Annotated in this window: 20 protein-coding genes and 1 other RNA gene; 11 read left to right on the top strand and 10 right to left on the bottom strand. The window is 45.2% G+C overall.

Annotation, left to right across the window (positions count from 1 at the left end; all coding sequences use genetic code 11):
- Positions 1-123: 123 nt before the first annotated feature.
- The gene (locus L3C95_RS22795; protein WP_236391029.1) at positions 124-2,322 is read right to left on the bottom strand and encodes a glutamine synthetase III; all 2,199 of its coding nucleotides are present in this window, start codon (positions 2,320-2,322) and stop codon (positions 124-126) included.
- Between the two features lie 364 nt (positions 2,323-2,686).
- Between L3C95_RS22795 and purL the strand changes: the two genes are divergently transcribed.
- Entirely contained in the window at positions 2,687-4,939 is a 2,253-nt protein-coding gene (gene purL, locus L3C95_RS22790) for a phosphoribosylformylglycinamidine synthase subunit PurL (protein ID WP_236391027.1), read from the top strand.
- 792 nt (positions 4,940-5,731) lie between these two features.
- On the opposite strand, the gene L3C95_RS22785 is transcribed toward purL, so the two are convergent.
- The gene (locus tag L3C95_RS22785) at positions 5,732-6,979 is read right to left on the bottom strand and encodes an aminotransferase class I/II-fold pyridoxal phosphate-dependent enzyme (RefSeq protein ID WP_236391025.1); all 1,248 of its coding nucleotides are present in this window, start codon (positions 6,977-6,979) and stop codon (positions 5,732-5,734) included.
- A 119-nt stretch (positions 6,980-7,098) separates the two neighbouring features.
- Here L3C95_RS22785 and pafA point away from each other — a divergent pair, with 119 nt between their 5' ends.
- The 3 genes from pafA (at position 7,099) to L3C95_RS22770 (ending at position 10,437) form a co-directional block, all read left to right on the top strand.
- Positions 7,099-8,790 (top strand): alkaline phosphatase PafA, encoded by a 1,692-nt coding sequence (gene pafA / locus L3C95_RS22780; protein WP_236391022.1) that lies wholly within the window; start codon positions 7,099-7,101, stop codon positions 8,788-8,790.
- 96 nt (positions 8,791-8,886) lie between these two features.
- Positions 8,887-9,666, top strand: coding sequence for an enoyl-CoA hydratase/isomerase family protein (locus L3C95_RS22775; RefSeq protein ID WP_236391020.1), 780 nt, complete (start codon positions 8,887-8,889; stop codon positions 9,664-9,666).
- 108 nt (positions 9,667-9,774) lie between these two features.
- Complete coding sequence (locus L3C95_RS22770; protein ID WP_236391018.1) at positions 9,775-10,437, top strand: hypothetical protein; 663 nt, start codon at positions 9,775-9,777, stop codon at positions 10,435-10,437.
- 419 nt (positions 10,438-10,856) lie between these two features.
- Here the strand turns inward: L3C95_RS22770 and L3C95_RS22765 are convergent, their stop codons facing one another.
- On the bottom strand, positions 10,857-11,240 hold the full coding sequence (locus L3C95_RS22765; RefSeq protein ID WP_236391016.1) for a hypothetical protein: 384 nt from the start codon (positions 11,238-11,240) through the stop codon (positions 10,857-10,859).
- A 152-nt stretch (positions 11,241-11,392) separates the two neighbouring features.
- Between L3C95_RS22765 and L3C95_RS22760 the strand changes: the two genes are divergently transcribed.
- The 3 genes from L3C95_RS22760 to L3C95_RS22750 all read left to right on the top strand — a co-directional run bounded on the left by L3C95_RS22760 (position 11,393) and on the right by L3C95_RS22750 (position 14,611).
- Positions 11,393-12,823: a tetratricopeptide repeat protein gene (locus L3C95_RS22760; protein WP_236391014.1), complete on the top strand. Its 1,431-nt coding sequence runs from the start codon at positions 11,393-11,395 to the stop codon at positions 12,821-12,823.
- Between the two features lie 279 nt (positions 12,824-13,102).
- A complete protein-coding gene (locus L3C95_RS22755; RefSeq protein ID WP_236391012.1) occupies positions 13,103-13,867 on the top strand; it encodes a phosphosulfolactate synthase in 765 nt (254 codons plus the stop codon).
- A gap of 9 nt (positions 13,868-13,876) precedes the next feature.
- Positions 13,877-14,611 carry a shikimate dehydrogenase family protein gene (locus tag L3C95_RS22750; protein ID WP_236391010.1) on the top strand — a complete coding sequence of 245 codons (735 nt, stop codon included), beginning with the start codon at positions 13,877-13,879 and terminating at the stop codon, positions 14,609-14,611.
- Between the two features lie 128 nt (positions 14,612-14,739).
- On the opposite strand, the gene L3C95_RS22745 is transcribed toward L3C95_RS22750, so the two are convergent.
- Entirely contained in the window at positions 14,740-15,537 is a 798-nt protein-coding gene (locus L3C95_RS22745; RefSeq protein ID WP_236391008.1) for a class I SAM-dependent methyltransferase, read from the bottom strand.
- Positions 15,538-15,640: 103 nt separating this feature from the next.
- Between L3C95_RS22745 and truB the strand changes: the two genes are divergently transcribed.
- Entirely contained in the window at positions 15,641-16,333 is a 693-nt protein-coding gene (gene truB / locus L3C95_RS22740; protein WP_236391006.1) for a tRNA pseudouridine(55) synthase TruB, read from the top strand.
- A gap of 81 nt (positions 16,334-16,414) precedes the next feature.
- Here truB and L3C95_RS22735 read toward each other — a convergent pair whose 3' ends face one another.
- On the bottom strand, positions 16,415-18,847 hold the full coding sequence (locus L3C95_RS22735; RefSeq protein ID WP_236391004.1) for a BamA/TamA family outer membrane protein: 2,433 nt from the start codon (positions 18,845-18,847) through the stop codon (positions 16,415-16,417).
- A 109-nt stretch (positions 18,848-18,956) separates the two neighbouring features.
- Here L3C95_RS22735 and L3C95_RS22730 point away from each other — a divergent pair, with 109 nt between their 5' ends.
- On the top strand, positions 18,957-19,703 hold the full coding sequence (locus L3C95_RS22730; RefSeq protein WP_236391003.1) for a TrmH family RNA methyltransferase: 747 nt from the start codon (positions 18,957-18,959) through the stop codon (positions 19,701-19,703).
- Between the two features lie 37 nt (positions 19,704-19,740).
- Here L3C95_RS22730 and L3C95_RS22725 read toward each other — a convergent pair whose 3' ends face one another.
- On the bottom strand, positions 19,741-20,973 hold the full coding sequence (locus L3C95_RS22725; protein WP_236391001.1) for an ABC transporter permease: 1,233 nt from the start codon (positions 20,971-20,973) through the stop codon (positions 19,741-19,743).
- 105 nt (positions 20,974-21,078) lie between these two features.
- Here L3C95_RS22725 and L3C95_RS22720 point away from each other — a divergent pair, with 105 nt between their 5' ends.
- A complete protein-coding gene (locus L3C95_RS22720; protein WP_236390999.1) occupies positions 21,079-22,371 on the top strand; it encodes a DUF5103 domain-containing protein in 1,293 nt (430 codons plus the stop codon).
- Positions 22,372-22,556: 185 nt separating this feature from the next.
- Here L3C95_RS22720 and L3C95_RS22715 read toward each other — a convergent pair whose 3' ends face one another.
- From L3C95_RS22715 to ffs, 3 genes are all read right to left on the bottom strand, one after another.
- Positions 22,557-23,876: an NAD(P)/FAD-dependent oxidoreductase gene (locus L3C95_RS22715; RefSeq protein ID WP_236390997.1), complete on the bottom strand. Its 1,320-nt coding sequence runs from the start codon at positions 23,874-23,876 to the stop codon at positions 22,557-22,559.
- Positions 23,877-24,360: 484 nt separating this feature from the next.
- Positions 24,361-25,011 (bottom strand): fructose-6-phosphate aldolase, encoded by a 651-nt coding sequence (gene fsa / locus L3C95_RS22710; RefSeq protein ID WP_089835205.1) that lies wholly within the window; start codon positions 25,009-25,011, stop codon positions 24,361-24,363.
- Between the two features lie 233 nt (positions 25,012-25,244).
- An RNA gene (ffs, locus tag L3C95_RS22705) (signal recognition particle sRNA small type) lies at positions 25,245-25,344 on the bottom strand.
- 247 nt (positions 25,345-25,591) lie between these two features.
- On the opposite strand from ffs, the gene L3C95_RS22700 reads away from it, so the two are divergent.
- Positions 25,592-26,038 (top strand): DUF5684 domain-containing protein, encoded by a 447-nt coding sequence (locus L3C95_RS22700; protein ID WP_236390996.1) that lies wholly within the window; start codon positions 25,592-25,594, stop codon positions 26,036-26,038.
- A gap of 58 nt (positions 26,039-26,096) precedes the next feature.
- Here the strand turns inward: L3C95_RS22700 and L3C95_RS22695 are convergent, their stop codons facing one another.
- A complete protein-coding gene (locus tag L3C95_RS22695; protein WP_236390993.1) occupies positions 26,097-26,822 on the bottom strand; it encodes an RDD family protein in 726 nt (241 codons plus the stop codon).
- Between the last annotated feature and the right edge of the window lie 149 nt (positions 26,823-26,971).

The raw sequence follows: 26,971 nt of genomic DNA, 5'->3' as shown, positions 1-26,971 counted from the left end.
TTAAATACAGAAGAGGAGGGGTATCGGGTTAAGAGTACATTGAAGATAAACAATTACTTATAAAAACACAAAGCCCCGGGTAAATACCCGGGGCTAATCATACACCAAAACAATCTTACGGTTTTATCGCAAGAAAAGCAGCTCTCTGTACTTAGGCAGTGCCCATTGTTTGTCATCTACAAGGAACTCCAGCTTATCCGCATGGTAACGGATAACATCAAAGTACGGCTTAATTTTATCACAATAATCTATAGCTTTCTGGCGACTGTCAGTAACTTTATTAGCTACTTTACGCGCTTCAATCATAGCCTGTACATTCTCACTGATGACGTTAATATGTTCAGCTATTTTTGCAGCGATCTGGGTTTGCGCTTTAACAGCGTTGTCACCGAGACCTATGCCTTTAAGACCATTAATGTTAGTAATCAGGCTGTTCAGATAGTTAATCGCTGAAGGCAGGATCGTGTTGGTAGCCAGATCTCCGATTACACGGGCTTCAATCTGAACTTTCTTCACGTAATCTTCGAGCAGGATCTCATGACGGGCATGTAATTCTTTCTCGTTGTAAACACCTACTTCAGTGAACAGTTTTGTTGCTTTTTCAGTAACGTAAGCATCCAGTGCCTTAGGAGTGGTTTTTACGTTAGCAAGACCTCTCTTTTCAGCTTCTTTTTCCCATTCTTCGCTATAACCGTCACCTTCAAATAAAACTTTCTCCGAATCTACAATATATTTCCGAAGAGTTTGCATAATCGCAATCTCTTTTTTCTCGCCTTTTTCGATCAGCGCGTCAACTTCAATCTTGAAGTTAGCCAGTGTTTTAGCTACGATAGTGTTCAACACGGTCATAGCGGAAGCGCAGTTTGCAGAAGAACCAACGGCACGGAACTCAAACTTGTTACCGGTGAAGGCAAAAGGTGAAGTACGGTTACGGTCAGTATTGTCCAGCAGCAGCTCAGGAATATGACGGTGCAGGTCCAGTTTCAGGATAGCTTCGTCCTGCTCATCGAACTTGTTGCTCACGCGGGTTTTAACTTCCTGCAGTACATCGTACAGGTATTTACCGGAGAAAACAGAGATGATAGCCGGAGGCGCTTCGTTTGCACCCAGACGGAAGTCATTGCTTGGAGAAGCGATAGAAGCTCTCAGCAGGTCTGCGTAGTCATGAACGGCTTTGATCGTGTTAACGAAGAAGGTCAGGAACATCAGGTTGGTCTTCGGAGTTTTGCCCGGAGCCAGCAGGTTCACACCAGTATCTGTAGCCATGCTCCAGTTGTTGTGTTTACCTGAACCGTTGATGCCTGCAAATGGTTTCTCATGCAGTAACACTCTCAGCTTATGACGTTTTGCCACTTTGGTCATTACGTCCATCAGCAGGGAGTTGTGGTCAACCGCGATGTTTACTTCTTCAAAGATAGGAGCACACTCGAACTGAGAAGGTGCCACCTCGTTGTGACGGGTTCTTAAAGGAATACCCAGCTTGTAAGATTCTTCTTCGAAATCGCGCATGAAAGCGTATGCACGCTCAGGAATTGAACCGAAGTAGTGGTCTTCCAGCTGCTGACCTTTGGAAGGAGCGTGACCAACTACGGTACGGCCGCACATTACCAGGTCAGGACGGGCGTTAGCCAGACTTTCGTCTACCAGGAAATATTCCTGTTCCCATCCTAAAGTAGCTGTAACTTTAGTTACATTTTTATCGAAGTAGTTACATACGTCTACTGCAGCTTTGTCCATTGCGGAAAGCGCTTTCAGCAGAGGAGCTTTGTAGTCCAGTGATTCACCGGTGTACGCAACAAATATAGTAGGAATGCAAAGTGTTTTACCGTGACCCTGCTCCAGAATGAAGGGAGGAGAGGATGGGTCCCATGCAGTGTAACCACGAGCTTCGAAAGTAGCGCGCAGACCGCCGTTAGGGAAGCTGGAAGCGTCAGGCTCCTGCTGTACCAGTGCGTCGCCGTCAAAGGTTTCGAGGGCAGAACCATCGCCTTTCAGGGTAAAGAAAGAATCATGTTTTTCAGCTGTAGTGCCGGTCAAAGGCTGGAACCAGTGGGTATAGTGGGTAACGCCTTTTTTCATTGCCCATTGTTTCAGACCAGAAGCGATCTGCTCGGACATTTTACGGTCGATCTTAGTGCCAGATTTGATGGAGTTCATTAAGCTTTTGTAAGCCTCGTCACTCAGATTCTCGCGAACTACTTTTCCTGCGAATACATTGCTGCCGAACACTTCGGTGATCTTATTACCGTTCAGTTGTTCAGGCCTGATTTTTAAATCAACACCAGAAAGGTTTTCCAGTGCGGTGAAGCGTAAGGATTGCATGCTGTAAATAATTTTACACAAAAGAACGCTGTTGCGCTAACATAAGCAAGAATTAAGTTGATTTTAACTAAAAAATTACATTTAGTAGATAAAAAGGTTAAATTTTTTAATTTTTGAATAAAAAATGAATAGTCAGTCAGGTTTAAACTGATATATTTAAAAAAATATAATTCGTTACAACTGCATAGATGTTGCACTATCTGATGATTCAGAGGAGTATATTATATAATATGATACGGGAAGTGGCGGTGAAATAGTTTTACCTGCAAGCGTCTGTAATTGCCAATATCCTTTGTCAATTGCAGGAAAAACCTGTAGGTTTGCATCTTCTTTTTTTATCTATCGTACTTATACATTCAGTTACATGCAAACTAACGTAGAAACTACAGATAAGTTTTCCCAAACTACTGTTGAAACTGCCGAGCAACTTGGTCTTACAGCAGACGAATTTGAGCGTATAAAAGGCATTCTGGGCCGCACGCCGAATTTCACAGAATTAAGTATGTATTCTGTAATGTGGAGTGAACATTGCAGTTACAAGAACTCAATTGTCTGGTTGAAATCACTGCCCCGTGAAGGTGAACGCCTGCTGGTAAAGGCTGGTGAAGAAAATGCCGGTCTGGTGGACATCGGCGATGGTTACGCCTGTGTGTTCAAGATAGAATCCCACAACCACCCTTCCGCTATTGAACCCTTCCAGGGCGCGGCTACCGGTGTAGGCGGGATCCACCGTGATATCTTCACCATGGGTGCGCGTCCTATCGCAGCGCTGAACTCTCTGCGTTTTGGGAATATCAACGATAAAAAAACACAACATCTTATTAAAGGTATCGTTCACGGTATCGGTCATTACGGTAACTGTTTCGGTGTGCCTACCGTTGGTGGTGAAGCATATTTCGAAGATTGTTACGGTACCAACCCGCTGGTGAACGCAATGAGCGTTGGTGTCGTAAAAGTGGGGCAGACAGTATCTGCTACCTCCTACGGTGCCGGCAACCCTGTTTTCATCGTAGGTTCCGCTACCGGTAAAGACGGTATCGGTGGTGCCTCTTTCGCAAGCGCCAACATTACTGAAGACAGCGTGGAAGACCTGCCCTCCGTTCAGGTGGGAGACCCCTTCCAGGAAAAGAAACTGCTGGAAGCATGCCTTGAGATCATCCCGACAGGTGCGTTGGTAGGTATGCAGGATATGGGCGCTGCCGGTATCACCTGCTCTACCGCAGAAATGAGTGCAAAAGGTGAACACGGCATGATCATTCACCTCGATAAAGTACCTACCCGTCAGGAAAACATGAAGGCCTGGGAAATGCTGCTCAGCGAAAGCCAGGAAAGAATGCTTATCGTGCTGCACAAAGGCAAGGAAGCTGAAGTCCTGAGAATATTTGAGAAATGGGATCTGCACTGCGTACAGATTGGTGAAGTAACAACAGAGAAACAACTGAAATTCTACCTGAACGGTCACCTGGAAGCGGATGTTCCTGCTGAAAGCCTGGTACTCGGCGGCGGCGCTCCTCAATATCACCGTGCTTATACAGAGCCGGCATACTTCGAGAAGATCAGATCCTTCGATATTCATAAAATACCTGATACCCTGCATCCACGCTTCGCTGCAGAAAGACTGGTAAAGCTGCCAAACATTGCTTCAAAACGCTGGATCTATACCCAGTATGACAGCATGGTAGGTACTGCAAACGCCAGCACCAATGCACCAAGTGATGCATCTATCGTTACTGTAAGAGGTACCAAAAAAGCCCTTGCAGTGACTACCGACTGTAACAGCCGTTACGTATATGCAGATCCGCATGTAGGTGGCCAGATAGCTGTGGCAGAAGCAGCACGTAATATCGTGTGTAGCGGTGGTGAGCCTGTTGCTATCACTAACTGTCTGAACTTCGGTAATCCTTATGATCCGGAAGTATACTATCAGTTCGTACATGCGATCAAGGGAATGGGTGAAGCTTGCCGTAAATTCAATACACCCGTTACCGGTGGTAACGTGAGCTTCTACAACCAGTCGCCTGATGGTCCTGTATATCCTACTCCAACAATTGGTATGCTGGGTATACTGGATGATATGTCTCAGCGGATCACCCTCAACTTCAAACAGGAAGGTGACCTGGTTTACCTGCTGGGCCGCAGCCGTAATGATATCAGCAGCTCTGAATACCTGCATAAACTGATCGGCATTGAGCACAGTCCCGCTCCTCACTTCCACCTGGAAGAAGAGCAGCGTCTCCATCATACTATCGCTAAACTGAATAAAGCTGGTATCATACAGTCAGCACACGACGTAAGTGAAGGCGGTCTGTTTATATCCCTGCTGGAAAGCGCTATGTCTTCCGGATTGGGCTTTGATATCCATACCAACCACAACTTCCGTAAAGACGCCTACCTGTTTGGTGAAAGCCAGAGCCGTGCGGTGGTAACTATCAGACCGGAAGACAAGGAGAAATTTGACGCTATTTTGCACAGTGTGATCGATGCAACTGAACATTCTGTGAAAGTTGAAAAGATCGGCGTGGTGAAAGGTGAAAACGTTGTAGTTGATAATGAAGATTGGGGTACAGTTGCCAGCTGGAAACTGCCTTATGACGTTGCTATAGAGTCTCATTTATAGTAATAAATGGTACTCAAAAAAGTAAGAGGTATAACATATATCCCACATGGGTGTTATGTTATACCTCTTCTCATTTTATAGCTGTTCATCATACACTTATAACAAATGTGGAATTGGGGAATGCCCGTCTGTAAAGGGTTTGACAAAAGGGGAGTGTTTATTGTACTGTTAATTCCTTTTAACAACTCATTAACAAAATCCCATCTTCGTGTGAATTTATATCACACTGCTTAAACTACTTTTGATGAAGAGAAATGCGAATACACCAGGTCCGATAAAAAGGACCAAGTCCAATAATATTTATCCCATGGAATCAGATTGATTCCTGTTCTATGAAAGCCAATGCCAATTTATCCCCGGAATTAAAAGGATTCCGGCCCTATGAAATCCAGAAATCAGAACAATTATTATCCCTGGAACCGAATGGCTCCAGACCTATGAAACCTAGTTTATTTATCCCAGGAATCTTATGATTCCTAATTCTATGAAGACCAATTGTTCTACCATGTCCTAATGAAAGCTAAGTGAAACTTACACCTAGTGAGAAAGAACGATTTGTTGTGAAGCCCCTCGTATAAACGAGGGGTTTACTTTTTTGTCTCAGTTCCAATATAAACGCAAAAGTTATGCCAGTTAGTATAGGCATTCCCGTGAATTTTCTTTCAGACTTTATTGCTAAGCACCTGTTATTCACTACAGTTGCATGATCTCATTAATTTTTCCGGTAAAAGAAAAGCCCGGATCATGTGATCCGGGCTTTTTCTCTTATACGCTATAGAATATGTGTATCTATTATACCATTGGTATTTCAGCTACCTCATATACTTTCCTGTCCAGTTTCTCTTTTGTTTCGCTGAATGCTTTCAATGTCAGCTCAATATCTTCGTCGGTATGGGCTGCTGTTGGTATCAGACGGTATATGATCTGTCCTTTAGGGATAACAGGATATACTACGATAGAACAGAAGATGTTATAGTTCTCACGCAGGTCCAGACACATTGCAGTTGCTTCAGGAATATCACCCTGCAGGTAGATCGGAGTTACAGGAGAATTCGTTCTGCCGATATTGAAACCGCGGTCACGCAGACCTTTCTGCAGTTTGTTTACATTATCCCACAGTTTGTTCTTCAGGTCTGTGTTTTTGCGCATCAGTTCAACGCGTTTCAGGTGTCCGATTACCAGCGGTAATGGAATTGATTTCGCGAAGATCTGCGAACGCATATTATAACGCAGGTAGTTGATGATAGCTTTATCACCGCTCATGAAAGCGCCGATAGAAGCACCAGATTTTGCGAAGGTATTGAACAGCAGGTCGATCTTGTCCTGAACGCCCTGTTCTTCACCTGTACCAGCACCGGTTTTACCCATAGTACCAAATCCGTGTGCATCGTCTACCATGAAACGGAACTCATATTTTTCTTTCAGGGCGGCAATTTCTTTCAGTTTACCCTGATCGCCGGCCATACCAAACACACCTTCAGTGATCACCAGGATACCGCCGGTACCACCGTTGGCTTTGATCAGCTCTTCTGCACGTTTTAACTGTTTTTCGCAGTCTTCAATGTCATTGTGTTTGAATACATAACGGTGGCCCTGGTGCAAACGCAGACCATCAATGATACTTGCGTGGCACTCCGCATCGTAAACGATCACGTCGCGACGGTTACAAATAGCATCGATCGCACTCATGATACCCTGGTAACCGTAGTTAAGAAGGGTGGTGTCTTCCTTACCCATGAATTCGGATAATTCTTTTTCCAGCTTTTCGTGGAAGTTGGTGTTTCCACTCATCATACGGGCTCCCATTGGAGTGGCAAGACCGTACTCCGCCGCTGCTTTGGCATCAGTAGCACGTACCTCAGGATGGTTGGCAAGGCCCAGGTAGTTATTCAGGCTCCAGACAATTTTCTCGTTACCCCTGAACTTCATGCGGGGACCAATCTCACCTTCCAGCTTGGGGAAAGCAAAGTAGCCATGGGCTCTGTCAGAGTGTTCGCCTATAGGGCCCATGTGCTTAAGCAGTTTCTCAAAAATATCCATATGTTAAATAATAATTAAGAGTGATCATTGAAAACCCGCACAAAGGTATTAAAATATTAGTTTTTGTAAACTTGGGTTACCTTTGAAAATGTGAATAATAAATAATGTATTTAAAAATCATGAATTGTAAGTTCTTGTCGTGTGTGTTCATAACGGCTTCCCTGTTGGTTACACAATTTGCTGACGCTCAGAAAGCTACCTCTCCAAAACCGGGTTACGTCACTGCCTGGAGTAGACCCGCGAAACCTAAAAAAATTACCCGTCCCAAACTGGTGGTTGGCATCGTGGTGGATCAGATGCGTTGGGACTATCTCTATCGTTATGCTAACCGCTATACAGATGGTGGTTTTAAGCGGTTACTGAAAGATGGCTTCTCCTGCGAAAATACGCTAATTAATTATACCCCCACTATTACTGCCTGCGGTCATACCTGCATATACACCGGGTCAGTACCCGCCATACACGGTATAGTAGGTAATGACTGGTATAGCAGGGACCTGAACAGGGATATGTATTGCGCCGAAGATACTGCGGTAAACACCGTAGGCAGCACCTCCAATGCCGGTAAAATGAGTCCCCGCAATATGCAGGTTACCACCATTGGTGATGAATTGCGCATAGCCACCAATTTCAAGAGTAAAGTTGTGGGTGTGGCTATCAAAGATCGTGGCGCCATCCTCCCGGCAGGTCACAGCGCTACCGCTGCTTACTGGTATGATGGTGGTACCGGCAACTGGGTAACAAGTACTTATTACATGAATCAGCTGCCTGACTGGGCCGCAGACTTTAATAGTATGAAATGGCCGGCACGTTATCTCAGCCATCCGTGGACAACTTTATACCCTCTTGAGACTTATCAGTTGAGCACTGCTGACAATAAGCCCTACGAAGGAACTTTCAAACCTGGTAAAGCGCCTGTTTTCCCATACGAACTCGGTGGTGAAACCGGTACACCTTTCAAGACTATCTCTTCTACCCCCTTTGGTAATACCATGACGCTGGAATTTGCCAAAAAAGCTCTGGAGGCGTATCAGCTGGGAAAAGGTGATGCCACCGACATGCTGGCTATCAGCCTGTCATCCACTGACTATGTAGGTCATCAGTTCGGCCCTAACTCCATTGAGATCGAAGATACTTACCTGCGCCTTGACAAAGACCTGGCAGCCTTCTTCCAATACCTGGATGCTGCTGTTGGTAAAGGACAATACCTGTTCTTCATCACTGCAGACCATGGTGTTGCACACGTTCCCGGCTTTATGCAGGAAAATAAGCTCCCCGGCGGTGTCTGGAGTGAGGGAAAAGCTGTAAGTGACCTGAATAAACTGGTAAAGGAGCAAACCGGTGTGGATAAAGCCATTGCCGGTGGCAGCAACTACCAGTTATACCTGAATCATGAAGCCATTGAAAAAGCAGGCAAATCTTCAAAAGATGTACGTGAACTCATTATCAGCGCCTTACTGAAAGATCCTGCCATCAGCAATGCCTTCCCGCTGCAGGAGCTGATGACGACCACACTGGCAGAACCAATGCGTTCAATGATGACGAACGGTTTTAACAGAAAACGTAGTGGTGATATTCAGATAGTGCTCCAGCCAGGATACATTGATGGTGGAAAAACAGGTACTACGCATGGTCTGTGGTATGCGTATGATGCGCATATTCCACTGGTATGGATGGGATGGGGGATCCCTCACGGTAAGAGCAACCGCACTATGGGTATGACGGATATTTCTCCTACCATCGCGGCACTCTTGCATATTCAGATGCCGAGCGGTAACGTCGGACATGTAATTCAGGAAATAGCACGATAGAAACATCATTTCGGAAAGCTGGCGATTTCGGATCACGGAATTTAACAAGTTCTTGTTATATTCATTCTGCGATCTGAAATCGCCAATCCATAAATAATGGCTTTCGAACATATCCTATATGATGTTAAAAGCCGTGTAGCCAGTATAACGCTGCATCGGCCTGAAAAACGCAATGCGCTGAACGGCGCTATGGTAGCAGAATTACGCGCCGCTTTCCAGCAGGCGGAAACTGATCCCGATGTAAAGGTGATCATATTGAAAGGCGCCGGTGAAGCATTTTGCGCCGGGGCAGACCTTGAATATCTCCAGCAACTCCAATTAAATACAAGAGAAGAGAATCTTGCTGATTCAAAAGAACTGATGCAGCTGATGCAACAGATCTATTATCACGATAAAGTAGTAATCGCCCAGGTAGAAGGACATGCGGTTGCCGGTGGCTGTGGTCTCGTCACACTGTGTGATCTGAGTTATGCCGTACCAGAAGCAAAACTGGGATATAGCGAAGTGAGGATCGGGTTCATTCCGGCCCTTGTGGCGGTATTCCTGGTCAGAAAAATAGGCGAGGGGCGTGCGCGCGATTTGCTGCTGACCGGAAGACTGATCACCGCTGAAAAAGCCGCGTATTTCGGCTTGCTGAATGACGTGATACCCGCCGACCGCATCGCGGAACATGTAGCCAAAGTAGCAGACGATCTCTGTACCGGCGCTTCTGCCAACTCCCTGAAAGTAACCAAAAAGCTGATCACATCCGTCTTTGACCAGCCATTGGAAAATGCCCTGGAACAGGCAGCCCGGTTAAACGCGGAAACAAGAGAACATACTGATTGTCAGCGGGGTATAAAAGCGTTTCTGGATAAGGAAAAAATGGTTTGGTAATCCGGTATGATTTTTTCAATATAACCTATGAAGTCAGGCATAGTTGATCCCTATACAGCGGAAATATTATGCGAGGTGACATCCGGCCTTAACTTTAAAACATTGCGGATGAAATACATTACTGTCATGCAAAAAGCTATTTTAACACTTTTATGCTGTTGCCTGATCACTGGTAGCCTGTTCGCCCAGCGACTGGTATCAGACGCGAAGATCGTTTACAGGATCGAAACACCACCACAGGCAGATCCCTCCTTTGAAGGCGGCACACTCACCCAATACATGAAGGGACACCTGAGTAGGGTAGATATAGATTTTAAATCTGTACACTACAGCTATCTCATTAACAGCCGTGAAGAAACAGTGGTAACGCTGATTGACAATCATGGTGATAAATACCTGATCCGCGCTGGTAAGGAAGAATATACCAAAGAGCTGAAGGAATATGCACAGGTGCAGTTCAAAGATGCTGCGGAAACAAAGCAGATTGCAGGGTATAACTGTAAAAAGGCGATTGGTAAAATGCCTGACGGGCAGACATTCGAGGTTTACTATACTACCGACCTTTTGCCGGAAAACAAGCAATACAACCGCCGTTTTGTGAATCTGAAGGGTATACCTTTACAGTTTGAGATCATCAATAAAAACGGCTCCAGAATGCACGTAGTGGCAACCAGGGTTGACCTTTATGCAGTCCCTGGATCTTTCTTTGATGCGCCTAAGTCAGGGTATAAGGAGATCAGCCGCGAAGAGTTGCTGAAAATGGGAAGTTGATCAGATTTTTGCCTCATAATTTTGAAGGGTTCTGTTTTTAACAGAACCCTTTGTTTTTGATAGGGTAGATGACAGTAGTGTTGGTAGTTGCATTTGTTAAAGAGGTCTCACGATAGGGTATCCCTATAGTATGTATTCGGTACCAACGGTGTACCAATGGCCTCATCTTATGTTCATCTTACGTTTTGAACGTAAGATGAACATAAGATGAGGCCATTGGTACACCGTTGGTACCGGATTGGTACCGGGAAGATATTGAACATCCGGTGGAAGTTGTATGGCATATTCGAGGGTTGGGATACACGGTAGGGGCAATGCCCCGGGGCAGGAAATGGCCCCCAATACCAAGCATAAAAAGAAAAAGGTCCCGTTTCAGACGGAACCTTTTTTTTATGCTGTTTGCAAAGTAGTCAATGCGATCAGTTCTTCCTCAGTGGCAACACTATGTGCAGCTGATGAAAATTCATGTTGGAAGGTGGCTGTATTTGTGTAGCATATGGCAAAACATATGTTACATTTCCTTTCTTGATAGTCATTACTGACTTAAAGTTCCAGGAATTATTCTCTGACAGCTTAAAGTTGGAGCTCATAGCACCATTAAAACGAAATCCTGCATCAAGGCTCAGGTTAGTCTTCCCTGACAAACCTGCCAGAGAAAGTCTTGTTTCGTTCTTCTTTATCTTGTCTTTATTATCGGAGGTTAAATTATCGTTGGCTTTAGCCGTCAATCCTGATATTACGAGGATGCCAGCCAATAAAAAAGACAATGAAAAGGTCTGCAATATGTTAGTTATCTGTTTCATTGTATCACAAATGTACAAACTTTTCTATATATTATATAACAAATTCTTAACGAAGATACGAAAAAATCTTAAAGTAATGTTAAATAATTTAAAGAATCTGGGGAGCCCCGGGTGATGGGCGCCCGATTCAAAAAATACTTATATTTACATTAATGAATCAAGACTTTCCATTTTTAAACGACGATTTTGAGGAGTTAAGAGACTTGTTGCAGCAGTTTGAAAACCTGAAAGCTGGCCAGTCTCATTCCTTTCTCGACGAGGATTCTTTCGAACTGATCATAGACTACTATGATGAGCATGATGAACTTCCTAATGCCATGCAGGCTGCTGAAATGGCTATTGAACAGTTCCCTTATTCTTCTACTCTTTTACTCAAAAAGGCCAATCTACTCATAGAATCAAAGAAATACCAGGAAGCAATGGATCTGCTGGAAAAAGCAGCCATACTGGATAGTACAGATATTAACCTCTACATCCTGCAGACTGACGTATACCTTGCCATGAACCAGCACGAAAAAGCTGCAGCTGTGCTGGAAGAACAGATTGCCGTATTTGAGGGAGAAGACAAGACCGAATTACTGCTGGAACTGGCCGATGTATATGACGACTGTGAAGAGTTCGAAAAGGTTTTTGACTGTTTGCGCCTTACGCTCGAACATGATCCAAATAACGAAGAGGCTTTGCATAAAATCTGCTTCTGGACGGAATTTACCGGCCGGAATGAAGAAAGTATACGCCTCCATACCAACATCATCAATGAGCATCCCTACAATCAGCTGGCCTGGTTTAATCTCGGCACCGCTTACCAGGGACTCAAACTGTACGAAAAAGCGATCGATGCTTATCAGTACGCTATCGTAATTGATGAGAAATTCGACTATGCATACCGCAATATGGGCGATGCCTATATCAGGCTGCGTAAATATGCTGAAGCAATTGATGTGCTGAAGAAGCACCTGGAGATCGCTAAACCGGAAGATGTTATTTACGAGGCTATCGGGCACTGCTACGAACGTCAGCGTAAATATACCCAGGCCCGCTATTACTACCGTAAAGCATCCCATTTAAGCCCCAGCGATGATAAGCTCTACTACAAGATCGGTATTGCTTACATGACCGAGGCCAACTGGGAAAATGCTATCAAATCAATCATGAGCGCTATCAAGATCAATAAGAACAGCGCTGAATACCTGATAGCACTGGGCCAATGTTATCTTGAACTGGACAAGAACAAGGAGGGGTTGATCCATCTCCTTGCAGCTGTGCGCATACGCCCTTCCAGCATCACTCCCTGGCAGGAATTTATTCGCGGTCTCTATGTTTCCGGCTTCTTTGAAGAAGCCCTGTCACAGCTGGAAGCCGCCACACAGAAAGTAGGGCACAAACCTGTTCTGCAATACTACCGGGCTGCTATTATGTTTGCAACCGGTAAATCCAAGGAAGGTATGTTACAACTGGAAACAGCGCTTCAGGTGAATGCAAAACATGTGAAGAAACTGATAGAACTGGATCCGACATTGTTGCAACATCCCGGTATCGTAGAACTTATCACCAGGTATAAACGTACCAAAAAAGGGAAGTAATAAAGCTCTTATCAGGAACCCTTGTTCCTTAAATGCGTAATATTATGTGCTGTAATTTTGCACTAAATATTACGCATTTTTTATTTTAATTTACTGGTATTTAGTGTTTTATGAGATAGAAAATTTTCTTTTTGATAAAATCTTTTATTTGAAACTCTTTAAACCGGAATATGTTAATTTTGCGCCGGTTTAATAAAGATGGGCAGATCCCTATTCCAGAAAACCAGTGAAGTATAGTTGTTTGGTTTACAGACCGTCAAGACGAAAAAAAACGTTCAAATGAATTTTAATCTGACACAAATTCCCGATCGGACAAAGAAACCTCGTAACCATGGTCTGACCATGGTGATGGATAAAGGGCTAAGTTTGGAAGAAGCTAAGAATTTTTTATCAGTAGCGTCTCCACATGTTGATATCCTGAAGCTGGGTTTCGGAACTTCGTTTGTAACGCCTAACCTGCGCCAGAAAATAGAATTATACCAGTCTGCCAATATTCCTGTGTATTTCGGCGGAACCTTATTTGAAGCATTTCTTATCCGTAATCAGTTTGATGAGTTTGTGAACGTGATCAAGGATTATGGTATCAAACATATTGAAGTATCTGATGGTTCTATTACCATCCCACATGCTGAGAAATGTGGTTATATCGAGAAGCTGTCGAAGATAGCTGTCGTATTGAGTGAAGTAGGTTCTAAAGATGCAGAACATATCATTCCTCCTTATAAATGGATTGAACTCATGAACGCCGAGCTGGGCGCCGGCGCTACTTATGTGATCGCTGAGGCCCGTGAAAGTGGTAACGTGGGTATCTATCGCGGCTCCGGTGAAGTAAGGGAAGGTCTTGTACAGGAGATCCTCACAAAGGTCCCTTCAGAAAAGATCATCTGGGAAGCGCCGCAGAAAGCACAGCAATTGTATTTCCTGGAACTGATCGGTTGTAATGTGAACCTGGGTAACCTGGCGCCACATGAAGTGATCTCGCTGGAAGCAATGCGTATCGGCCTCAGAGGAGATACTTTCCACCTGTTCCTGGATAAAGCATAATCCATTTTTATGAAGGTGTACGGTCTTATTGGGTATCCACTTAGTCACTCATTCTCGAAAGGTTTCTTTGCCGAGAAATTTGCCCGTGAGGGTATCAGGAATTGCATGTATGAGAGCTTCCCTATACCGGAAATAGCCGGATTACCTGCGTTGATTGCCCAATATCCTGACCTGCAGGGATTGAACGTTACCATTCCCTATAAGCAGGCCGTGATGCCTTACCTGGATGAATTGAGTCCCGCTGCCGCACAAATAGGAGCTGTCAATTGTATCCGCTTTAAAGAGGGACGTAAGGTAGGCTACAATACCGATGCTATCGGCTTCAGAAGATCGCTGGAACCTTTGCTGAAAGCTCACCATAATAAGGCACTGGTGCTTGGTACCGGTGGCGCTGCCAAAGCCGTACAGTATGTGCTGGAAAGCCTGAACATTCCCTATAAGCTGGTCAGCCGGCAGGCTGCTGCTGATTCGATCTCTTATGAACAACTCGATGCTTCCATTATGGCATCTCATACACTGATCGTTAATACAACGCCTTTAGGCATGTATCCCAATGTGGACGCAGCTCCTGCATTACCATATGAGCAATTGACCGATAAGCATCTCCTGTACGATCTGATTTATAACCCTGCTGTAACAGCCTTCCTGCAACAAGGTGCAGACAGGGGCGCGACAATCAAGAATGGTCACGAAATGCTGATATTACAGGCAGAAGCGAGTTGGGAGATCTGGAACAATGACTAAGCTATTCGGGTGAAGAACAATAGTCAAAACGATATTATACAATAAAGGAAAAGCTCCTGCCTTGGCGGGAGCTTTTCCTTTATTGTATCCTGAGTGATCTTCGTAAGGTCACATGATATCATCTCTCATCACTGCGCCTTGATCATGTAGTAAACACAGGTCGTAAAGAAGTTTCTCACGAAAGGTATTGCAGCCACAGGTCCCCATTGCAAGCGGGGTTTCAACCCAAATTTGTATTTATAGATAGGATTGATCAGGTAGAATTGTTTCTTCGTGATCTTATATCCCTGTTCCTTCACGATACGTTCAAAACGTTCAATAGAGATCCCTGTCTCCTTGATCTCCATCAACTCTGCAATGATATTCGGTGGCTCTCCAAATGCACGCAAAACGCCCCTGTAGAGCGGATTAGGCAGCAAATGGATATAAGGCATCATATTCAGTACTTTACTCTCACATGTCTGCTGATGGCCGCCATGTGGCATATACCAGGGTGGAAATCCGAAATAAACCTGCCCACGCGGCGTCAGTAAATTTTTCAGATACCCTATGATCTTTGCCTGGTCAGGTATATGTTCGATGGCATCTTTCAGAATGATGAGATCAAAAGAATGTTTAAACTCACCCAGGAAATCAACATCATAAATATTTTTGTTGATGAGTTGCATGTTACCCGCGTCAACATACTGTTTCAGGTAATCATGTGCCAGCGCAATTTTATCGTCTGAAAGGTCTACACCTACACAATGACAACCTCTTTCCAGGAAAGGTATTAATACGCCTCCTTCACCACAGCCTATTTCCATTATCCGGAGATCGGGCGTCACCGGCATGGCTGCATCTATAAAAGGCAGCACATAGTTAATGGAATTATCCACCTGTTGCTGATATCTGACATTCGCGTTGCTGTGTTGTATTAAAGACATATTATGAAAATTGCGTGAAAATAGTGAAAAAGCGCATATTTTAAACCAGTATGGTATATCACAGGATGAACGCTGCATTCCGGGTTTCTATTATCTTTGCGGGATGAATCAGACAGCAGAAAAAAACATTTACGAAGAAGGACAGGTAATACTTATCAACAAGCCCTTGAAATGGACCTCTTTCGATATCGTAAGAAAGATCAGGAACACGACAAAGGCAAAAACCGGTCATGCCGGTACCCTGGACCCGCTGGCTACAGGACTACTGATCTGCTGTACAGGCAAAATGACAAAAAAGATCAACGAATACCAGGCGCAGGAGAAAGAATACACCGGTACTTTCACTATAGGTGCTGTCACTCCCACCTACGACCTGGAATCGGAACCTACTGATTTCAAGCCACTGGACGGCATCACGGAACAGATGATCCATGATGCTACCCGCCAGTTCCTTGGCGAGCAGCAACAGCTTCCTCCAATACATTCCGCCATCAAACAGAATGGTAAGCCCATTTATGAACTGGCGCGCAAGGGAGTCGAGGTAAAAGTGGAACCCCGCACCGTTTTCATTAAGGAATTTGAGATCACTAAAATAGAAATGCCTGTAGTATACTTTCGTGTTGTCTGCAGTACCGGTACCTACATCCGTTCCCTGGCAAATGATTTCGGCGCCGCCCTCGGGGTAGGGGGCTATATGAGCAGTCTTTGCCGTACAAGAATAGGAGAGTTTAAACTGCAGGATGCCTGGGATATTGAGCAGTTTATTGAGGAAGCGAAGAATGTTGTGAAGAAATAGGAGATTGCTGGCACCGCCAGCAGTCCCGCCTGAAACCGCGGCCGACGCCCGGCTCTATTGGTGTATTGCGCCCGGGCTTGCCTAGAACGGATATCCTATTGCCACGTTCCAAATAATATTATTCCTCCTCCAGGTGGCATCGCCCAGCTGCCACTGACTCAAATACCATCCACTCTTATTTCCCTTAAAATACGGTACCTTGATAGGTACACCCCAATCCAGCCTTATCAAAAAGAAAGAAAAATCAAGTCTTAATCCAGCCCCGGTACCCATTGCGAGATCGCGGTATAGATTCTGCAACCTGAACTCACCGCCCGGACGAACAGTATCCTTCTTCAGCATCCAGATATTCCCGATATCCAGGAATGTCGCACCCTTAAGATTGATACTACCATTGAACAGGCGTAATAAATCAAAACGATATTCAATGTTGCCCTCAAGCTTCATATCGCCGGTCTGGTCAGGGAAATTGCTGGCAGTGATGGAGCTATCTTTGAACGTGCCTGGCCCAAGCGTACGCAACCGCCATGCACGGATACTATTAGGGCCACCAGCTGTAAACTGGCGGATATATGGCATTACGTCTGATTTGCCGTAAGGAATGCCCACACCACCGTAAATACGTGTAGCGAGCGTTGTATGATCAGTCAGCGTCCAGTAATGGCGGTAATCAGCCTCTAATTTGAGGAAGTTGGCAATCGGCATGTTGGTCAGGCTTTCCAGATCGGTGCCTTTCCCGGAAATGCTACCCCAGAGGCTGTTGATACCATTCAGCCATGCACCGGACTCTTCGACATTGGCGCGGAAATAAGAGTAATGATTACGATGCAGTACATCATTGTTACTGTAGATGTAAGTGACATTCTCACCACCAATAAACGCAGGCTCAAAGCTCCTCTTCAGATAAGGATTTTTATTCACGATACTATCGCGGAACCCGGCATTCAGATTTACCCCCACATAGTTGAGGGAGATCGGTTTGACGATCCAACGTTTATAAAGGCTCTGATTCCACTCATATCCGAAAGACGCATTCACGTTGGAGATATAGAATTTGGCAGAACGGGTCAGATAATCGACCCCTGCTGTCAGCCTCGTACGCACGGTAGACCGGTTGCGCTGGGCAATACGGAAAGGAGTAATAAACCGCGGAAATATCAGGCTGACCTGCCCGCCTATTTCCTGCGACTGTAACATCCAGTTGCCCTGGGTGCGGATGAGCTCAACGCCGGTGTTCAGGCTGATATTTAGTTGGGTAGCTGAACGGCCTATATTCAGATGCCGGTAGTTCAGGCTGACACCGCTACCCACGAGGTAGTCAGAGCTGGTGCTGACCTCAAAGTTGGCACCTATCTCCTGACGGCGTTTGGGCGTCATGAAGATATAAGTGTTCAGCGTATTTGGTTTGTCTTTGCTTTCCCTGTACTGCAGGTTTACAAACTGCCAGGCGCCCAGGTCATAGAGACGGCTGATGGCATCGTTGGTACGCTGCTGGGAAAACCGTTCGTCCTTTTTCAGGAGAACTGACCTGTAAAGTACGGCCGGCTTCAGGATGTCCTGACGATAGCGGATGATCAGGTCGCGGCGCTGCGTAGTTTTGAACAGGGAGTCGGCGGTACTGCCATACACCGGGTAATCGGGATAGGCAATAATGCTGTCGAGCGTATACTGCTCGTAATGGAGGGAAGGGTCCTCCGGATTCCAGATCTTGATGGTGATATCCATTTTCGGCCTGTCCTGCCCCTTACGCTCATTATACACGTTAACGATCCCCTCGAAAGGGTTCATGAGGTTGCGGAACAGCGTTTTATGAAGGGTATCGATCTCAAATTCGATTGCATTGCGGTCAAATTTATAATAGCCTGCATTGCGTATCACGCGCATCAGTCTTTCACGCTCACTGCCCAGTGCCTCCTGTTTGTAAGCCATACCTGACTTGATGTGCGCGAGTTTCTCGTTTTCTTTGACCAGTTTCAGCAGATTGGTGTCCGGTATTTCATAACGGATCTTGTTGATCACAAAGTTCTTACCGGTATTGACCTTGTAGGTGACATTGACTTTCTGCCGCTTGATGGACTCCTCGTAATCGACGGTAGCATAGAAATAGCCCTGGTTATTCAGGTAGCTGACCATGCGTTTGACAGATTCTTTGGTTTTGGTAGAATCATAGATCACCGGTTCTTCCAGGTTGCGGGGCGCCAGCATCAGGTTCCAGAACCAGTTGGACTTTTTTTCATTGTACTTCTGGTTGTAGAGCCATACCTTGAAACGGGTACCCATAAACAAAGTATTGGACTGTTGCAGCATTAGTTGTTTGGAAGTAAGTGAGGCGCGGATATCCTGTTTTTCAGCAGTAGATGCTTCTCCTTTCACGTCCACGTCGCTGTCCACATAAAGCACCTGATTCTTTTGCAGGTATTTTGTATTGGAACAAGCAGCCAGCGCCAGTGTGGTCATCAGGATGATTATATAGTTCAGATAAATAATAAGGGAACTATGTGGCCGCTGCTGCATCAGAGTCAATACAATTATTAATAGTTAGAAGCTTTGTTTTCTGTTTATTTCCATAGAGGCCAGTCCGCGTGGCTTTGCCGATTAAAAGAATTCATGTAGGTTTGGCTCTATGTTGTCGAAGGCGCAAATTAAGTATATTCAATCATTACAGCATAAAAAATACCGTCAAAAATCCGGCCAGTTCATTGCTGAAGGCGATAAGATCGTTCCGGAGCTTCTGCAGGAAGGCGTTCCCGTGCAGGAGGTGTATGCAACTGCCGACTGGATCAGTACTCACAGGTCTTTACTGGATCGTACACCCGCCGTACGGGTCACTGAGGTGGAAGAAAGTGTGCTGAAGCAGCTGTCAGCGCTGACTACACCCAATCAGGCATTGGCCCTGCTGGATATTCCCGGATCTGCCGGAGTAACACCCGCAGCTTTAAAAGGGACTGTCTCCCTGGCCCTGGAAACCATTCAGGACCCTGGTAATCTCGGTACCATCATTCGTATAGCCGACTGGTTCGGCATCCGTCAGATCATCTGTTCACCTGATTGTGTAGATGCCTACAATCCGAAAACCATCCAGGCTACGATGGGAAGCATCGCCCGTGTAAATATCCTTGAAAGTGACATCGTTACTTTACTGAAGCAGGCCGGCGTACCTTCTTATGCTGCTACCTTACATGGCACGAATATCACCGAATTTTCGACACTAAAAGAAGGCATTATCCTGATCGGTAATGAATCCCGGGGACTGAGTGAAGCCGTGATTGCTGCCAGTACCTATAAGATTACCATCCCAAGACTGGGAGGAGCGGAATCCCTGAATGCCGGCGTCGCAGCCGGTATCATCTGTGGAAGATTGTTAGTCTGATCGCTAGGGACTTCTTTGTTGATGTCGTTGTCAGCAATCACTTAAATTGTATCGCCTTCACAGGCGTGATCCTCCTGATAATCAGGGACGGTAGCATCAATACCGCTATAGAAAGTACCAGGGTACCGACGTCAATCAGCGCTATATGCCACCAGACGAGGGAAACAGCTGCTACAGACATGTAATAGGACTCCTCTGGCAATTTAAAGAGGCCGGTGGTTTGCTGAAGAATAGCTAAACCAATACCCAGGATATTTCCCAGTACAATCCCTGCCATCACGATATAAGCCGCCTGAGTAACAAATATTGCCTGTATCCTGCGATTCCGTAAACCCAGCGCTTTCAGGATACCTATCATGTTCGTCCGCTCCAGGATGAGGATAAGAATAGCTGTGACCATGTTGATGGCCGCCACAATGGACATGATCACAAGCACAATGGTCTTATTTTTACTTTGTAAACGCAGCCAGGCGAAAATGTTAGGATAGATGTCAGTAATAGAACGAATGAACAGTTGAGCGGGAATGACATTATTAGCAGCGCTGCTTACATCTTCAAACCGGCGGTAATCATCCATGAAGATCTCATATCCTCCAACGCTGCCGGGCTCCCAGTTATTCAGTTTGCGGATCAGTTCAAGATCGCCCAGCACATACGTTTTGTCATATTCTTCAATGCCTGTCTTAAATATGCCGCTGACGGTCAGCTTACGTGCCCTGGGTGCTTGTCCCGGTCCCTGAATAAAATAGATTATAAGCGGATCATGCAGCTTCAGTTGTAATTCTCTCGCAAGCCTGACGGAAATCAACACTTCAGGCGCATAACTGCTGTCGTTATAGTGGATAACACTGCCTTCCTGCAGGAATTGCTGCAGATGCCCCCAGTTGTAATGGCGGTCAACACCTTTGAAGATGACGCCTTCCAGATCTTTTTCTGCTTTTATTATAGCAGATTTGGTGGCATAAGCGTTTACTGTATTGATACCTTTTATCTGTTTGAGTGCTGTTACCATGGAGCTATCTCCGGCAAAGGGAAATTGTTCGGTCAGCGGACCGGCATTCGCCTGGAACTGGGTAATGTGCATATGTCCCCAGAAACTGAATATCTTCTGCTGGACGGCCTCCTGGAAACCATTCACCAGGGCCACAGCCAGTATCATTACTGCTACGCTGATCCCCGTGGCTGCAATAGCAATATTGATAATGAACTTTGAAAAGGAAGATGACCGGTTAAAGGCAATCCGCTTGGCAATGAAGAATGGCAAATTCATAAGACAAATGTATTGAATATAATCATAAACAGCCGGCCGCTTATAATGAAGCTGCACGGTACAAATTGAAAAAATAGTACCTTAATGGTTACTTGAAATGCTATTATGAAGATAAAAACCTTCTTCTGTATACCGGTACTATGTTTACTGGCATACGTTCTACCGGTAGCTGCGCAGGAGAATACCAATGGTCCTGACCACGTTTACTACAGTAATATCCGGTCGGTAAAGCTGAACCAGGCCGGCGATCAGCTCAGTTATCCCATTATTACGTTGAATGGCGATGAAAAGCTGGAATTGAGCTTTGATGATCTTGATAACGACGTGAAGAACTACTTTTACACGTTCGTCCTGTGTAATGCAGACTGGTCAAGGGCACAGATCAACCAGGTGGAGTACCTGCGGGGCTTCTCTGAGAACAGGATACAGAATTACCGTTTTTCCAGCATCGCTTTACAGAAATATACCCACTATTCCGTACAGCTGCCCAATCAGAACTGTTATCCGACAAGGTCAGGCAATTATCTGCTAAAGGTTTACCTGGACAGCGATACCGATCAACTGGTATTGACACGCCGTATGCTGGTAATAGGCAATAAAGCCAGTGTAAGCGGTTTTATCCAGCAGCCGGTTACGCCAAAGATCTTCCGGACACACCAGAAGATCAACTTTTCTGTCAATACCGCCGGACTGAATGTGATAAACCCCTTTGATCAGATGAAAGTGGTCATCTTACAAAACTATCGTTGGGATAATGCCATCCAATTCCCACGTCCTTTGTTCATTAAAGGCAATGTGCTGGAGTATAACTGGGAGGTGGACTGTGTGATGCCGGCAGGTAAGGAGTGGCGCTGGATAGATCTCCGAAGTTTCCGATTGCAGACAGAAAGGGTGAAGACCACAGAGTATGCAAAAGATCATACCGATGTCTATGCCCTTCCCGACTTTGAAAGAGGCGGTAAAATGTACCAGTATATCAAAGATATCAACGGATTGTACTATCTCGCCACGCTGGATGATTACGATCCTTTCTTTGAAGGAGATTATGCGACTGTGCATTTCTCTTTCCCTGTTCCCGAGCCATATGCAGGCTACGACATGTACATATTGGGAGAGCTGACGAACTATGAGTGTAACGATAGTAATAAGATGGTATTTAATCCCGCCAGCAGAGCATATGAAGGAACATTGTTTTTGAAACAGGGTTTTTATAACTACGTATATACATTGGTGGATAATACAGTTGCCGGCAGTAAGCCTGATACGCAGTTGACAGAAGGCAACTGGTGGGAAACGGAGAACAATTATACGATCTTAGTTTATTATCGCGCGTTGGGTGGACGAGCCGATGAACTGGTGACTACCACTACACTGAACTCGATGTTAAGTCGTAAATAGCATCAACATAAAAGTGCAAGGCGTTCATAGTTTCAAGCTATGAACGCCTTGTTCTTTTATTACTGCGGATGATCTGTCGCGTTACAAATGCCTCACTGAAGATCCGCACATCCATATCATTTGTATAAGCAGAGCCTTTTTATTACTGCGAATGATATGTCGTGTTACAAATCCCCTGTGCGGGATCAGCTGACAACCGTCTGGCGGAGTTTCACAATATTTGCAGCACCACGTTTAATGATAATACGTGTACCACGGTCAAAAGTAAAGTAACGGTAGAACCAGTTACTGAACACCACCAGCTTGTTCCTGAATCCCAGGAGGCTCATAAGGTGTACGGCCATCCATACCATCCATGCCATAAATCCGCTCAGTTTCATTCCTGCAAATTCAGCCACGGCATGATTACGTCCAATAGTAGCCATGCTGCCAAGATCGTTGTATTTAAATGCTTTCAGACCACGTCCGGCAGATTTGATCATCTTCACGATATTTTCTGCAAGGTTTCCGCCCTGCTGGATGGCCACCTGCGCCACCATTGGATAACCTTTCGGGAACTTCGGATCATTCACCATCTGGGCAATGTCTCCGATAGCATAAATATTGAGTGTACCGTTCACCAGGTTGAATTCATTCACCTGTATACGGCCGTTGGGTAATATGGACTGCTGCGGAATCCCTGCTACCGGCACACCTTTTACGCCGGCAGCCCACAGTAACGACTGGGTCTTCAGTGTTTCGCCATTGCTGAGCACAAGTGTCTTGCCATCGTATTCTTTCACTACAGCATTGCACAATACTTTCACACCAAGTTTCTCCAGGCTTTCCAACGATTTGCGGGAAGAGTGTTCACTCATGCCGTTGAGGATACGGCCACTACCTTCAATCAGGTAGATGTTCATCAGAGATACCGGCAGTTCCGGGTAATCTTTCGGCATTATATATTTACGCAGTTCCGCGAAAGCGCCTGCCAGCTCAACACCGGTAGGACCTCCGCCCACCATTACAAAGTTCAGTTTTGACTTGATCTGCTCTTCGTCCCCCAGGAGCAGACTTTCCTCAAATTGTTTGATCACATAATTACGGATCTGCACCGCCTCGATGAGCGATTTCATGCCGATAGCATGTTCTTCAATGATCTTGTTACCAAAGAAGTTGGTGGTGCTACCTGTGGCAAGTACCAGGTAATCGTAGTGCAGATCTCCGATACCTGTTTCCAGGATATTTTCTGCAGGCCGTACACCGGTTACCTCGGCCATACGGAAGAAGAAGTTGGGTTGGTGTTTAAAGATGCCGCGAAGCGGAAAAGCAATGCTATCAGTTTCAAGACCAGCAGTAGATACCTGGTAGAGGAGGGGTTGGAAGAGATGATAATTGTTTCTGTCCAGCATTACCACCTGTACGGGGGCGTTTTTGAGTTTTTTGGCTAAGTTGATACCACCAAAACCACCACCTACAATTACTACACGGGGCATTCCTGTTTCCGGAATATTCGGTTGAATCATAATACAATCATTTAGCAATCAAAGAAATAAATTCGAAATGAACGTTGCTTATGTCTTGCGACACTATGTATTCAAACGCCGGAAATTATAAATGCTGCTCAAAGTTACAATACTTTCAGAAAAAAATGAAAGAAATCAGTGTTTACAATAAACGTCATTAACAAAACATGATCGAACTCCGCCAGGAGCTCCGGTGTTTGTAGCGCGGGGTTTCAACCCCGGGATTCGTGTTTGTAACGCAGGGCGTAGCCCCGGGAACCAGTATTACACAGGGTAATCCCGGATTCGGTGTTTGTGACACAGGCGGTTAACCGGGAATCGGCGTTTACGACAAACGTTGTCAACAAAACATAACAGGCTTTGTTAGGTCGTATGTTTGGATCGAATTGAAGATGGGTGGTCCCGGTGCCCTCGTGGTCACACAACAAAAAAAAAATCCCCGATGCATGGCGTGCACCGGGGAGTATACCATCTAAAAATAAGACTACATTTTCTTAGCGTCTTCCAGGAACTTAGCCAGACCGATGTCAGTTAGCGGGTGTTTCAGGAGACCGAGGATTGAGTCCAGCGGACATGTGCAAATGTCTGCACCGGCTTCAGCACATTTGATGATGTGTAAAGGAGAACGGATAGAAGCCGCCAGGATCTCGGTTTTGAAGCCCTGGATGCTGTAGATCTGTGCTATCTGGGCAATCAGCTCAACGCCATCCCAGTTACTGTCATCAATACGGCCAATGAAAGGAGATACAAAGGTAGCACCTGCTTTAGCAGCCAGGATAGCCTGGCCCGCAGAGAATACCAGTGTACAGTTAGTTTTGATACCGTTGTCGGTGAACCATTTCAGCGCTTTGATACCGTCTTTGATCATGGGCACCTTCACCACGATATTTGGGTGGATGGCAGCCAGCTTCTTACCTTCTTCAACGATGGCGTTGAATTCGGTTGACAATACTTCGGCACTGATAGGACCATCTACCAGCTCGCAAATTGTTTCATAATGTTTGAGGATGTTAGCTTCGCCTTTGATGCCTTCTTTAGCCATCAGGGAAGGGTTGGTGGTAACACCGTCAAGAACGCCCAGGTCGTTTGCTTCTTTAATCTGTGCCAGATTTGCAGTATCTATGAAGAATTTCATTGTGAAATGATTTAGTCCTTTTTAATAATTTATTGCCGCCACAATAGTACGGAACAAATAATATATAATCAACAGTACTCACTGATTCATTTGGAATGAATACGTAAACCTGACAATCACGAAATAAACAGTTGAAACGCATTGGGTAGAGCCACAGGTCATCCTTGTGGGAATGAGTAGTTAATAGCATTACAACTGAATCTATCGACTGATGACCTGGAATATCAAAAAAAAAACGGCAAGTTACTTACATCGCACCGCTACAACCGCCTACCCTTGCTACATTCCTGTCCTGGGGGAGTTCAGCAGGAGCTGGTCGTATAAGACTTGCCGGCTGCAAATGTACACTAATTGAAATAAATAACAAATCTTAAAAGAAGAATTATCAGAAATATTTAAAAAAGTAAACAAAAAATGCGTTGCTCAGTGATCAATTTCATCGCATTTGATGTTATATGTCTTGTATTAGTGACCGGTTGAATGCTTGTTGAGCTCCATACTCCAAAAATTTTCACACCACGATCCGGCAGATATTATGTTGATTTTCTATACATATATCCTTTCACCTAAACCTTTAATCATGCAAGACGTTTCCTACGATTCTTCAGGTGCCGTTATGGGCGGCGCATCGATTGTTATCACAGTATTCTACCTGGCTGTCTGCCTTTTGCTCATTGTCAGCTGTTGGAAAATATTTGAAAAGGCTGGTAAGCCAGGCTGGGCAAGCATTATTCCCATTTATAGTTTAATCGTGATGTTGGAAATTGTAGGAAAACCCTGGTGGTATATTTTCTTGTTCCTGATTCCTATCTACGGATGGATCATCCTGCCGATTATGCTGACCCACGATCTCAGCAAGAGTTTTGGGAAGGATGTGGGATTCACGGTGGGATTAATACTCCTGGGAATCATCTTTTACCCGATGCTGGCCTTTAACAAAGACATCCGTTACATCGGTCCTGCCGGCCGTCCCGCCGGACCTTCATTGGATAGTCAGATAGGCAGTATCGGAAAGCCCGCTGTATAAAAAACTTTTTGCCATAATTAGTTCTCCTGCCGGTTGTCATTTATTTGGCGACCGGCAGCTATCGTGTAGTATAGTAATTATAGTCGTTCAGTACCGTTTCCAGGAATTCCGCCGGTTGCATATCCGTTTTGATCTCAAGCACATCTTTTACACGATAGGCAACGCGGGCCGCCAGCTCCGGATTATTTGACTTAATAGCCTGGTCCATCAGTGTTTTAATCTTGTTCATATCCCTGTCAGACAACTTCAGGATCTGCGGGAAATGCGGTTGATAATCCACGTCAGACATGTCCCTGAAGATCGTATCATTCAGACTTGCCTTTGTTTTGGTGCTCACAACGATCGTTCCTGCCACGATATCTCCCAGCCGCTGATCGTAGGGCGATCTTAACATGGCAATGATGGGTATAATACCATTCCAGAAAATATAGGGCGTTTCCAGCATGCGAAACAACCATCTGATCAGGTGCTGGCTGATGCTCGGCTTTCCTCCCTGCATATTCCTCACTTTAATGTTCAGCAGCAGCTTACCAGGCGTCTGCCCGTTCATAATGATCTCAAGCACAAGGAAGTAGAATAACATCGGCAACACCCCCAGGAAAAAATACACCACATAACTGGCCGTCTCGCCCAGTTGCATGTTATACACCGTGTATCCCAATGCTATACAATATACCAGCCTGATGAGCGTATCCAGCAACCAACCCAGAAAACGCTGGAAGAGGTTAGCCGTCTCAAATTCAAGATCTATATTGAAAGAAGTGGGTATTTTTATAGAGGCCATGTATAAATTTACTAATTAATCTATATGTTTGTAAGCAGTCCATAGATCGTAGACCATAAGCGGTAAACCCGGTTCCGAACGGTTCCTGCTGACTAATCTAGCTACATTTATTTAATTAATATTAGCTGCCGGGGTCTTTTTTTTGTATA

Origin of the sequence: Chitinophaga filiformis, from assembly GCF_021646545.1 — a bacterium.
GTDB classification, from domain to species: Bacteria; Bacteroidota; Bacteroidia; order Chitinophagales; family Chitinophagaceae; genus Chitinophaga; species Chitinophaga filiformis_A.
This window is presented reverse-complemented; position numbering and strand designations above follow the sequence as displayed.